Source organism: Streptomyces sp. Y20 (assembly GCF_043195475.1).
In the GTDB taxonomy this organism is placed as follows: Bacteria; Actinomycetota; Actinomycetes; order Streptomycetales; family Streptomycetaceae; genus Streptomyces.
Genome location: NZ_JBIDDP010000004.1, coordinates 152,110 through 163,888, shown reverse-complemented (window position 1 = coordinate 163,888; position 11,779 = coordinate 152,110). Strand labels below are relative to the sequence as shown.

The following is an 11,779-nucleotide window of genomic DNA, read 5'->3' as shown; positions in this document are numbered from 1 at the left end:
ATTTACGAAGAGGACCCCCGTATGCCCGTTCAGCTCGCCGCACCGGCCCCCGCCGCACCACCCCACACCGGGGGCCTGCTCCTCCTCGTCGACGGCACTCCCGGCCTGCTCACGGTCGCCGCCCTCGGCATCGCCCTGCTCCTCCTGCTGATCATCAAGGTCAGAATCCAGCCGTTCGTCGCCCTCCTCGCCGTCTCCATAACCGTCGGCCTGCTGGCCGGCCTCTCGGTCACCGAACTCTTCGGCACCGTCCAGCGCTCCGACGCCGTCTCGACCATCGAGTCCGGCATGGGCGGCATCCTCGGCCACGTCGCGATCATCATCGGACTCGGCACGATGCTCGGCGCGATCCTCGAAGTCAGCGGCGGCGCGGAAGTGCTGGCCGGCCGCCTGCTGAACCTGTTCGGCGAACGCCGCGCCCCCCTCGCCATGGGCCTGACCGGCCTGCTCTTCGGCATCCCCGTCTTCTTCGACGTCGGCATCTTCGTCCTGGCCCCGATCGTCTACGCCGCCGCCAGACGCTCCGGCCGGTCGATCCTGCTCTACTGCCTGCCGCTCCTCGCCGGCCTGTCCATGACCCACGCGTTCCTGCCACCGCACCCCGGCCCGGTCGCCGCCGCCGGACTGCTGCACGTCCAGCTCGGCTGGATCATCCTCATGGGCGCCGTCTGCGGCCTCCCCGCCGTCCTGGCCGCCTGGGCGTACGCCGCCTGGATCGGACAGCGGATCTTCGTCGCCGTACCGCAGGACATGGCCGAGGCCGCGGAGGAGGCGAAGCGGACCGTCCTCGCCGAACGACGCGCGCAGGGCGTGGCGCGGCAGGAGCGGCCGGTGCCGCTCGGCACGGTCCTCGCCATCATCGGCACGCCCCTGCTGCTCATCCTCGCCGCGACCTTCTCCTCCATCGCCCTGGACCCGTCCCCCGGCCGCTCGGTGCTGGAGTTCGCCGGCAACCCCTTCGTCGCCCTGACCGCCGCCCTGCTCCTGGCCTGCTACCTCCTCGGCATCCGGCGCGGCTGGTCCCGCACCTCCCTGGAGAGGGTGTCGACGGCGTCCCTGAAGCCCGTCGGCAACATCCTTCTCGTGGTCGGCGCGGGCGGGGTCTTCGGCGCCGTACTGAAGGCCAGCGGGGTCGCCCAGGCCCTGTCGGACACCTTCCACGGCGTGGGACTGCCGGTGATCGCCCTCGCCTACCTGATCTCGCTCGTACTGCGGGTCGCCCAGGGCTCGGCGACCGTGGCCATCGTGACGACGGCGGGCATCGTGGCGCCCCTGCTGGCGGCGGACCACCACTCCCAGGCCTTCACCGCCCTCGTCATCATGGCGATCTCCGCGGGTTCCATCTTCGCCTCGCACGTCAACGACGGCGGCTTCTGGATGGTGGCGAAGTACTTCGGCATCAGCGAACGCGACACCCTGCGGACATGGACGGTTCTGGAGTCGGTGCTGTCTCTGGCGGGGTTCGCGGTGGCCGGTGTGGTCAGCGTGTTCGTGGCCTGACTGGTTCCGGCACAGGTAAGTCGTCCATACTGCCGCCGTGGAGCAGCGCATAGGAGCGAGCAGCAAGCCGTCGGAGGGCGAGCCGTTGAACGCCGAGCCGTTGAAGGCCAAGCCGGTGAAGGCCGAGCCCGTGACGGGCGCCGGTTTCGATCCGGCCTTCATCCCGGGCATCACGGGCCCGTCACCCAAGGGTCCGGTGGCGAAGGACTCGGCGGCCGGCAGGCCGGACGCCGAGGACCCCGTGTCGGACGATCCGGTTTCGGACGATCCGGTTTCGGACGATCCGGTGGCCGCCGGGACGGCGGCCGACGCGGCGGACGGCGAACCGCCCGTCGAGGGGCCGGTCTTCGAGGCGTCCGACCGCCGGGCCCGGATCGTCGCCGACCACCGGGGGGTCCGCCTCCGCCTCGACGAGGAGGACTGCGAGTTCGGCTGGGACGAGATCGCCGCGGTGGAGACGGAGTCGCCCCGCTTCGGCAAGCGCTTCACGGTCACCGTGCACACCCCGGACCGCCGCTGGTACCCGATCGAGATCGAGGCGGCGGCCAGGGCGCGCTTCGCGGAGTGGGAGTCGGCACTGGACGCGGTACTCGACGCCTACTTCGAGGATGCCTAGCCGTCAGCCGCAGTACTGGGCGGCCTTGCCGATGGCCCGGTACATGCAGTCCGCGTTCTCCAGAAGCTGCAACACGGCGTCCTTGTTCCGGGAGGTCTCCCGCTCGATCACCTCGTCGGGCGGGTAGAACCCGCCGCCTCCGGACGCCGGATACATCTCGAAGGTGTAGTCGAAGATCTTCTGTGTGCCCCACAGATAGTCGTCGATGGACCCGTCGGTGATGTACAGGTCACTGGACTGCTCCGGCGTGTACCCGTTGCTCGCCGCCATCTTCTGCCCCACGGCCTTGTACGCGGCGGCGTCGTCCGCGGTCATCCCGGACGCCGTGTCCGCGTACGTGTACCCGAACGGCCAGAGCACCAGTTCGCTGTAGGTGTGGAAGTCGATCCCGGCCTTGATCTGCTGCCGTCCGCCGACGACCCGGCTGCGCACGAAGTCGGCGACGACCCGCACCTCGGGCGCGGACTCGGCGGCGGACCCGCGGTAGGTCTCCGAGGACGTCGACCCGGAGGAACCGCCGCAGCAGCCCCACTTGTAGTCCCAGTTCCGGTTGAGGTCCGTACCGACGTACGACGAACCGGGGTTCGGCTGCCGGTTCTTCCGCCAGGACCGGTAGGACCCGCTGGCGATGTCGTACTCGCCCCCGTCCGGGTTCAGGTCCGGGACGATCCAGATCTCCCTGCTGTTGACGAGGTTCGTGATCCGGGAGTCGGTCCCGTACCCCGCGCCCAGCTCCCGCAGCAGGTACAGCGCCATCTCCACGGTCAGGTGCTCGCGCGCGTGCTGGTGGGCGGTGAACAGCACCTCGGGCTCGTCCTCGTCGGTGCCGACGTTGTCACTGACCTTGATGGCGACGATGTCCCGCCCCTGGTACGACTTCCCGATCACCCGCCGGCTCATGATGCCCGGGTAGGCGGCGAGCCGCTGGTCGATCTCGGCGTTCATCTCGGCGTAGTTGTGGTACTTCGAGTCGGCGCTCGGGAAGTCGTACAGCCGGGCTCCGGCCCGCTGCGGCGCGGCGCCCAGGGGCTGGACGTCGTACCCCAGCCGGCGCAGCCGCCGGATCTGCTCCGCCCGCCCAGAGACGACGACGGTCTCCTCGTCGGCCTCGTCGACGGTGACCCCGGTCGCCTGAATGGCCGTACGGGTCACGGGAGTCGTGCTCTGATGGATCTCGTACTGCCGGATGTCGTCACCGGAGGGAGCGGTCCGGCGGGCACTGTCGGCACTGGCCTGACCGGCGGTGGCCGACACGGGCGCGGCGAGGGCGAGGGCGAGCAGGGCGCCGAGGGCGGCGGTGCGCCTGCCGCCGGGCGCGCCGGAGCCGCGGATACGAAGTCGCATGAACTCTCCTTGGGTCTCCAGGGATTCCGGGATCGCCGGAAGTGGGGGGTGGAGCTGGGGAGCTGGGGGTGCGTCAGTGCGACGTGCTGATGCGGACCCGCCGTGAGGCGTTGCTGTGAGTCCGCTGTGCGGGTTGGCGCTCATGGTGAGGGGTTGGCATGCTTGGGTCAAGTACACGTAAGGGGTGCGGGGCCGGGCAACACCAGGAACCAGCCGACCCGGTTGGGCCGGGCACGCCTCCTGCCGGGCTTCGCCGGCGAGCCGGAGTGCTTCGTCATCGACGGGCACACCGTGGACGCGGACGAGTGGGCCGCGTCGCTACGCACGCGTGCGCCCCGCCCCGTGAGGTGCGGGCGCGCGCGACGGGCAAGCGGACAGCGCGCCGTTCCCCCGGGGGAAAGGGCGCGCTGCCGGTGGGCGAGGTCAGTCCTCACCGCCGCACGGACGGGCGGGGATCAGTGGCGCCAGCCGTGCCGTCCGCCGTCGCGGTGATCGCCGTGATCGCGGTCGTCACCGCGGTGGTCACGGTGGTCACGGTCGCCACCCCGGTGTTCGCGGTGGTCACGGTCGTCGTCGTCGCCCCAGGACACGGAGTCGACGAAGCGGCCGCGGTCGTTGCGGAGGGTCGCGGTGTCGTGGTCGTCGCCCCACACGGACTGGCGGCGGTCCTGGTAGAGGTCGTTCCGGTTGTCCCGGCCGAAGCCGGTGTGCACGCGGACGGTCGCGTCTCCCGCCAGCCGGTAGTGCCGGAAGGTGTAGGTGTGGCCGTCCTCGTCGGACAGCGTCCACCCGTCGAGGTTCACGGCTCGGCGGCTCTCGTTGGTGAGTTCCACCCACTCCCGGTTGAGGGGGCGCTCGAAGCGGTCGTGACGGACCGGCGAGGAGTGCTGCACGCCGCTGATGACCACGTCGGCGCGGTGCGAGCGGTGGTGGTCGCGGTCGACGGCCGAGGCCGGCAGCGCCACGGCACCCACGACGGCGGCGGCGGCCACGGCGGCGGCAGCGGCACGGCGGGCGGTGACGGATACGGAAACGGACACGAAGTCCCCCTTCGCAAGGGCGGTACACACCCCCCTGCCGACGGCCCGGACGGACCGGTGCAGCGAAGTGCGGTGTACGGGTGGCGGCCGGTCGGCCGCACATCCACACCATGCGGCGGCGCACGGGAGAGATCACGGAGACACCGGGCACCGTTACGATTCGCGCATATATCTGTGACTGGCGGCTGCAATGTCCATGTATGAACCGCATTGCCGCTGAGCGCCCGACTCGCGAACACGACCCGATACCCCTCACCCGAAAGTGGGTAACAGCGGGGGCCGGTGATGTGGCGTCGCGCGCAGCCGCAGAGGCCGTTCCTCAGGAGGCGCTCCCGATGATGAACCGACGCGGGCGGTACACCCTCGGATGTACACGACGCACACCATCCGCCGACGACGCGCGGGCCTTGACTGAAGAAGGTCCGCCCCGGGCAAGAGCACCCGGTCAGCTTCTGGAGCCACCGGGCAAGACGCGGCGGGATGAGCGGCGTGGAAGGCCCGGCTGGGCCGTCGCGGCGACCGGTATACGCGAGCATCATGACCGACTGGGTGGCACTTCGATCCAGGGTCGATGTTGATCAGTATCCTTGACCGGTGTGCGACGCCTTTTGCGCATCGAACGATGCACACGGCGCCCCTTGTGGCCTTCTCCCCCACGCAGTGGACTTGAAGCCTTACCGCGCATCAAGCAATCATGCTTGTGCGTCTCTCCCCGTTCATCGACTCCGGCCGAATATTCATTGCCTCTGGTGAACATACCTCGGGCCCGCCGGTCGGCGACATGCAGACCACGACTGAAAGCGCCGTACGCGTCAGCACAGAATAACGCGAACGCGGTGCACTATTTTCCCGTTCGTCTGTCATGATGCTGTATCGCCCGAGTGAAACTCCTCCTCGAGGATCCAGTATTCGGCTCCTTCTCTGCTCACCGCACATACCTGCTGGCCACTCAAATCCCGCGCGACGAAGAGAAGGTCACCCTCCAGGTCCTGCAAAGAATAGAGGTTGGTTGCGCGGGTCAGTCTAACGTGGAACCATCCATGTTCCAGGCTGCCGGCGGCGAGGAAAGAATCGTCCTCGTTCAATACTCCTGTTTCGCGCGCGTGCCTGGTCCATGCCTCATTGACTCGTACGGCGAGGTCGGGTGTGTCACCGGGAATGGTTTCGACGGGCTGAGCCTCTACGTTCACCACTCGGTGGAAAGCTTCGGTAACGGTCGGACCGGTCCCCGAGAATGTCCCGATCACCGCAAGACCTACGCTCTCGAAGCGGCGCTTGATTTCATCGCTCATCTTTATACTCGCCTACTTTTCGTAAAAGAAATGATGGTCCCCGCCGGGCTTGTTCAATGCACGGTATCGCTCTCTTGTTGCATATCCTTCCGCAGAATTGTCCCAACCGAAATTGACTGCGCCTCTAGCGTGATCTGCGGAGCTAAAGCCTTTCGGTGTGCCGGCGTGGAAATGTGGCCCGGCCGGGTCATGTGTATGTTCGACGATGACGCGTGAACCGTTCTCGGTTTCGAACTGCCGGAAACGTCCCCAGTGGGTCGGATCGGGGGCGTAAGTCAATCCCGGGCTGTGTTTGAGCGTCTTGTCTCCCATGACGATCCACTCCGCGTCAGGCGTCGTGCCGTAGGGCACGCCTGCTGTTTCGAACGCTGCGCGTTCGGCGTCTTCTCGCCTACCAAAGGGATTTCCCCTTTCGCCCTTTGGGGGACAGTCTGGTGCCAGCCCAAGAGCGTCGGTCCACGTGAGTGGGTTGTTGACGTATATGGCTGGGTTCGGCGCGGGTGCCAGACCCAGAGGATCCGGCGTCAGATACCGTGCCGTTTCCGGGTCGTAATGGCGGAAGTAGTTGTAGTGCAGGCCCGTTTCCGGGTCGTAGTACTGGCCTGGGAAGCGCAGGGGGGTGTAGGTCGTGCTGTTTGTCGACCATGCCGTTGTGCCCCACAGGGTGGCGCGGGTGTGCCAGGCGATGTCGCCCTGTTCGCCGATCAGTTCACTGGGCGTGCCGACCAGGTCGGTGACGATCGCGAAGAAGCGGGAGTCGATCTCCTGTTGCGGCGCGTCGGCCGAGGTGATGCGTTCCGTCTGGGACAGCGGGCGCAGGCCGTCGTGGTCCCAGGTGAGGGTGACCGGGTGGAGGAGGCCGGCGGAGGTGGTCGTCTGTTCGCAGAGGGTGGTGCCGTCCCAGGTGAAGGTCACCCGTTCCAGCACCGTCTCGCCGTCGTCGGCCAGGCGGAGTTTCGCCGTGCGGCGGCCGAGGGGGTCGTAGGTGTAGCGCCAGCGGGTGCCGTCGGGGGTCACCACCGAGGTGAGGCGGTCCTCAGGGTCCCACTCGTAGCGCCAGGTGTCCGGCTTGCGGGACAGGCGGGTCTTCCGGCGCAGGGTGATGCGGCCCAGCGCGTCGTGTTCGTAGCGGACGTTGCCGGCCCGGGTGATGCGGGTGCCCGCGTACGAGCGCGAGCCGGCCGCTTCCGCGCCCGGATGGTCCGGTGGCCAGGACGCCCGGGTCTGGTTGCCCGCCTCGTCGTAGGCGTACCGCTCCGTCCACCCCGCCGCGTGGACCGCCGTCACCCGGCCCGTCGCGTCCAGGTCGAAGTGGCGGGAGCCGCAGAGCCGGTCCTCGATGCCGGTCAGGTTGCCGTCGGCGCGGTAGGTGTACGCCCGGTGCTGCACCGTGCGGCCGTGTGCGCCGGTCACCGACTGGGACGTCAGGCGGCCCAGCGCGTCGAAGGTGTGCTCCAGCGTGATCGCCCGGCCGACCTGGCGGGTCAGTTCGCGGCCCGCCTCGTCGTACGTGAAGTCGATGGCACGTCCCGACGCCACCATGTCCGTGCGGCGGCCCGCCGCGTCGTAGGACCAGGTGGAGACGGCGCCGGCCGGGGTCGTGCGGCCCGTGCGGCGGCCCAGGGCGTCGTAGGTGTACGTCAGTGTCCGGCCGTCGACCGTCTCGGAGCGCAGCCGGCCGTGGCGGTCGCGCAGCAGCGTCAGGGTCGTGCCGTCCGGGCCCGTCGCGCCCGCTAGCCGGTCGGTCAGGTCGTAGGCGTACGCGGTGACCTGGCCGCCCGCGTTCTTGCGGAGGACCTGGCCGAGTTCGTTGCGTTCGAACGTCACCTCCTCGCCGAGCGCGTTGCGGCGCGAGGCCAGGCGTCCCGCCGGGTCGTAGGTGTACGTCAGCGCACGGTCGTCGAAGTCGGTCTCCGCGCGCAGGCGGCCGGCGGCGTCGTACTCGTACGTCCAGGTCAGGCCCTGCGGGTTCGTGACCCGGGTCAGACGCAGTTCGCTGTCGTGGTCGAATTCGTAGCGGATGCCGTCGGGGCCGGTGCGGGCGGTCAGCAGGTCGAAGTGGGTGTACTCGAAACGCGAGACGCCGCCGAGCGGGTCCGTGTGGGCCGTGCAGTTGCCCTCGCCGTCGTACGTCCACGTCTCCGTCGTGCCGTCGGGGGCCGTACGGCGGGTCAGATGGCCCTCGACCGACCAGGCGAGACGGGTCACGGCGCCGGTGGCGTCCGTGATCGCGGTCGGCAGGCCCAGCGCGTTCCGTTCGTAGCGCACGGTCGCGCCCAGCGGATCCGTCACCTGCACGGGGAGGCCCGCGCGGTCGCGGACGACCGTCGTCGTGCTCCCCGCAGGATCCGTCACCGAGGCCAGGTGGCCGGCCTCCGTGTACGTGAAGCGGGTCGTCCGGCCCGCCGCATCCGTCACCGAGGTGCGGTTGCCCCGCTCGTCGTACGTCTGGTGGATCACCGTGCCGGCCGGACTCACGACCTTCACCGGCAGGCCCAGCCCGTTGTACTCCGCCCTTGCCTCACGGCCGTCCGGGCGGACGACGCGCGTGAGGTTGCCGGTCCCGTCGTACTCGAACGTCGTCGTGCGGCCCAGCGCGTCCGTCGTGGAGCGCAGCTGGTGGTGGCGGTCGCGGACGTGGCGGACCGTCGCGCCCAGCGGGTCGGTCTCCGCCACCACCTGCCAGGTCTCGTTGATCAGGTAGCGGTGCGTGTGGCCCCGGGCCGTCGTCGCCGTCGTCGTGCGCAGGCCCGTCGCCGGGTCCGGGTCCCCGTACGTCAGGCGCACGGCCATGTGGCCCGCCGCGCCGCTCTGGGCGGTGCAGCGGTCCTGCTCGTCGTACTCGTACGCGTAGCCGCGGTCGTTCGTGTCCGTCCAGGACGTGACGCGGCCCCGCTCGTCGTACGTGAAGCGCAGCGGGCGGCCCGAGGAGTTGACGACCTCGGTGAGGTTGCCGTCCGTGTAGCCGAAGCGCTTCAGTTCCTCGCCGGTGGCGGTCAGGTGGTACGCCGTGACGCGGCCCGCGTCCGTGGTGATGCGGACGCCCTGTCCGGCGCTCGTGAAGACGCCCAGAGGCGTGCCCCCGGCGTCGTACTCGAAGGTGATCCAGTTGCCGTTGCGGTCGTCCACCTGTTCCAGGACCGCGAGGCCGGGGCCGCGGTCGGCGAAGTGCCAGGTGCGGTGGGTGCCGGGGTCCGTGATCGTGTAGCCGTCCTCCACCCGGTCCAGGGGGAGGCGGGGGCCGTGGCTGGCCAGGGTGGGCAGGCCCGGTGCCGGATGGGGGTACGACAGGAGCCGGCCGTCCTCCGTGACGAGGACGACCCCCTCCGCGTCGATCTCCAGGCGCTGGTCCAGCGTGGAGGACCAGGAGGGGCCGAACCACCGGCCCTGGCGGTAGCCGGACTCGACCCGCCGGGTGAGGAGGAGCGGCAGCACGCCGGGGAGGGTGACGTCCGTCTGCGGCAGGTACATCGCGCCGGTGGCCACGTTGACCGGGTCGCCGCAGCCCTTGGCGCTGTTCTCGTCGTGCGAGTGCCGCGGAGGGTCGTGGTCGACCGTGTCCCGGGCCGTCTTCCCGGCCGCGCCCTCCGCTTGCGCCCGTGCCTCCCGGGCCGCCGCCGCTTCCGCCGCCCGGCGCGTGAGGCCCGCCTCCGCCGCGTCCTTCGCCAGGCCCGCCTCCATGCCGATGCCGTCGGTGCCGAAGAACTGGGGGATCATGCGGCCGCCGAACTCCGACGGGTCCTTGCGGAACTCGTCGTACATGGTCTTCGCGGTCCGCTCGGGGTGCGCGCCGCTGGAGACCAGGCCGGAGAGCGTCATGCTGACGTTCTGGAGGTAGGCGGCCGGGTGGGTGATGTTGTAGGGGTCGGCGGGGTCCAGGCCGCGGACGAAGTCGACCAGGCCGGCCGTGCCCTTGAGGGCGCCGCCCGTGACGTGGGTGAGTTCGGTGGCGGTGGACTGGAGACCGTCGGTGAGGTCGTGCTCGACGCGTTGCAGGGGCGGTGGTTCGGCGGGGGCGTGGGCCAGGGCCGCCCTGACCTTGCCCTGGGCTTCAAAGGCGGCGGTGTTGCGCTGCTTGCGGGCCTCGGCGAGCTTGTGCCGCGCGGCCTGGACGACGGCCTTGCCCGGATCCTGGAACGTGCCGGGTTCGGGGCCGGGGTCCTCGCCCGCCTCGGCCTTGGCCTTGTACGACCGGGTCTGCCGCTTGTACGTCTCGAACGCCGCCTCGGACGCCTTCGCACCCTTGTTGTAGAGCGCTACGGCCTCCCGTGCCTGTCCCTGCGCCCACTTGACGGTGTCGGCGTACGACTCCAGCGCCCCGGCCGCCGTCCCGCACGCCTCGGCGGCCCGGGCCCACTTGGCGGGGTGGACGCCGAACTTCTCGCGGAAGGCGTCACCGCCCGAGCCCTGCCAGCCGGAGGAGTCGACCTTCCTCAGCCCTTGGCCGACCTTGTCGAACGCGCCGTGGAAGTCCCGCAGGTGCTTGGCGCTCTCCCGGATCTTCGCCGGGTTGCCGTGGACGAGTTCGTTCGCCTCGCCGCTCTCGCCGAGCTGCCGCTCACCCGGGGTGGCGCCCAGGTCGGAGGCGATGCCGTCGCCCCAGTCCTCCACCACGTCGGCCCACTTGTGGGCCCCGAAGTGGTCCAGGGTCTGACCGATCTTGTCGGTGGTGTGGTCGATGCCCTTGCCGAGGAGCTTCTTGCCGTCGTCGACGAGATCCTCGCCGCCGCTGAGCAGCGAATCGGTGATGTCTCCGATGCCCATCAGCCGGCACCGTCCTGCCGCTCGGCGGCGGCCTCGGCGCGGGCCTCGGGGGAGGGGCCGAGGGTGTCGTCCAGCAGCTGGTCGTACCGGTCGTCCGAGATGCCGAACGTCTCGTGCAGGTCGACGGGGTTCAGGCCCGGCGGGGCGACGGTGTGCGAGGTCATCACGTCGCGTCCGGCGTCCTTCCAGCCCTGCACGCTGTTGTCCCGCGCCTGCGCGAAGGACTCCTTGCTGTAGTCGACGTCACCGCCGAACGCACCCGACGTGGCGATGTCGCCCCAGCCCATCTTCTGCACGTCCTCCTCGGAGGCGTACGGATTGCCGACGGCCGCGTTGGTGACCACCTTGAAGGTGCCCTCGACGTACCGGTCGTTCTCGTAGTAGGTGCCCGCCGCCAGACCCGTCTTCATCGCGAAGCCGTTCCCCTCGTCGATCAGCGAGCGCACGCCCCACTCCCAGCGTTCGCAGAACGACTTGAAATCCCCCGTCAGCCCCTCGTGGCCCAGTTCCAGCCCGGACAGGGCGATCTTCCCGAAGCCGCGCCCGGCCCCGGCATCCCCGACCATGCCCAGTTCCCCGAGCTCGCCCAGGGCGTCGGTCAGACCCTTGGCGATGAGGTTCAGGCCCTCGGTCCTCAGGTCCTTGCCGCTGTCGGTCATCGCTCGTCCCCCGCCTCACCGCCGACGTCCACCGCCACCGCGTCCGGCACGACCCCGCGCACCGGAGGAAGCACCGTCGCGGCCCCACCGTCCGCACTGTCCAGCGCCACCCCGCACGGAATCCCCGTCGCCGGCACGGCCGCGTCCAGCAGACGTGCTCCCAGCCATCGCTGGTACGGCCACTCCCGGCCGCCCTCGCCCCGCGCCAGCGCGAACCGGGCCAGGGCCGGCTCGTCCGAGAAGGCGTAGAACCAGCGGACGCCGCCGAAGTCCGCGGTCAGCGGGCTGCCGTTCTCGGCGTCGAGGGGGACCAGTACGGCCGTGCGCCGGAACTCGCCCAGCAGGACGGCGAACGCGCGGCGCCCGCGCTCGACGGCGTCGGCGGCGGGGTTGCCCGATGCCTCCGCGGCCGCGCTCTCCTCCCGCTCGGACACAGCCGGTTCCGCGTAGTCGTACAGCCGTGACCTGCGGGCATGTGCCGCCGCGTGGGCGTCTCCCCCGTGCTCAGCCATGCCCGGGATCATCACATCGGGACCATGGCCGCCGCAACGCGGTACCGGTCCG

8 protein-coding genes are annotated in these 11,779 nt (G+C 70.2%); 2 read left to right on the top strand and 6 right to left on the bottom strand.

Annotated features, from left to right (window positions below; genetic code table 11):
* Window positions 1-21 precede the first annotated feature (21 nt).
* The gene (locus ACGFT1_RS12100; RefSeq protein WP_373908889.1) at window positions 22-1,500 is read left to right on the top strand and encodes a GntP family permease; all 1,479 of its coding nucleotides are present in this window, start codon (window positions 22-24) and stop codon (window positions 1,498-1,500) included.
* 85 nt (window positions 1,501-1,585) lie between these two features.
* Window positions 1,586-2,116, top strand: coding sequence for a hypothetical protein (locus ACGFT1_RS12095; RefSeq protein ID WP_373909215.1), 531 nt, complete (start codon window positions 1,586-1,588; stop codon window positions 2,114-2,116).
* A gap of 3 nt (window positions 2,117-2,119) precedes the next feature.
* Here ACGFT1_RS12095 and ACGFT1_RS12090 read toward each other — a convergent pair whose 3' ends face one another.
* From ACGFT1_RS12090 to ACGFT1_RS12065, 6 genes are all read right to left on the bottom strand, one after another.
* The gene (locus ACGFT1_RS12090; protein ID WP_373908888.1) at window positions 2,120-3,460 is read right to left on the bottom strand and encodes a M14 family metallopeptidase; all 1,341 of its coding nucleotides are present in this window, start codon (window positions 3,458-3,460) and stop codon (window positions 2,120-2,122) included.
* Between the two features lie 455 nt (window positions 3,461-3,915).
* Window positions 3,916-4,500, bottom strand: a complete 585-nt coding sequence (locus ACGFT1_RS12085; protein ID WP_373908887.1) for a lamin tail domain-containing protein — start codon at window positions 4,498-4,500, stop codon at window positions 3,916-3,918.
* A gap of 860 nt (window positions 4,501-5,360) precedes the next feature.
* A complete protein-coding gene (locus ACGFT1_RS12080; RefSeq protein WP_373908886.1) occupies window positions 5,361-5,792 on the bottom strand; it encodes a hypothetical protein in 432 nt (143 codons plus the stop codon).
* Window positions 5,793-5,804: 12 nt separating this feature from the next.
* Entirely contained in the window at window positions 5,805-10,556 is a 4,752-nt protein-coding gene (locus ACGFT1_RS12075) for a putative T7SS-secreted protein (protein WP_373908885.1), read from the bottom strand.
* Window positions 10,556-11,215, bottom strand: coding sequence for a hypothetical protein (locus ACGFT1_RS12070; protein ID WP_373908884.1), 660 nt, complete (start codon window positions 11,213-11,215; stop codon window positions 10,556-10,558). The genes ACGFT1_RS12075 and ACGFT1_RS12070 overlap by 1 nt, the downstream gene beginning before the upstream one ends.
* Window positions 11,212-11,727, bottom strand: a complete 516-nt coding sequence (locus tag ACGFT1_RS12065) for a hypothetical protein (protein WP_373908883.1) — start codon at window positions 11,725-11,727, stop codon at window positions 11,212-11,214. The genes ACGFT1_RS12070 and ACGFT1_RS12065 overlap by 4 nt, the downstream gene beginning before the upstream one ends.
* Between the last annotated feature and the right edge of the window lie 52 nt (window positions 11,728-11,779).

Coding starts and splice junctions, on each gene's coding strand:
- ACGFT1_RS12080 (WP_373908886.1), bottom strand. CDS start 5,792: ATGAGCGATGAAATCAAGCGCCGCTTCGAGAGCGTAGGTCTTGCGGTG.
- ACGFT1_RS12100 (WP_373908889.1), top strand. CDS start 22: ATGCCCGTTCAGCTCGCCGCACCGGCCCCCGCCGCACCACCCCACACC.
- ACGFT1_RS12090 (WP_373908888.1), bottom strand. CDS start 3,460: ATGCGACTTCGTATCCGCGGCTCCGGCGCGCCCGGCGGCAGGCGCACC.
- ACGFT1_RS12075 (WP_373908885.1), bottom strand. CDS start 10,556: ATGGGCATCGGAGACATCACCGATTCGCTGCTCAGCGGCGGCGAGGAT.
- ACGFT1_RS12065 (WP_373908883.1), bottom strand. CDS start 11,727: ATGGCTGAGCACGGGGGAGACGCCCACGCGGCGGCACATGCCCGCAGG.
- ACGFT1_RS12070 (WP_373908884.1), bottom strand. CDS start 11,215: ATGACCGACAGCGGCAAGGACCTGAGGACCGAGGGCCTGAACCTCATC.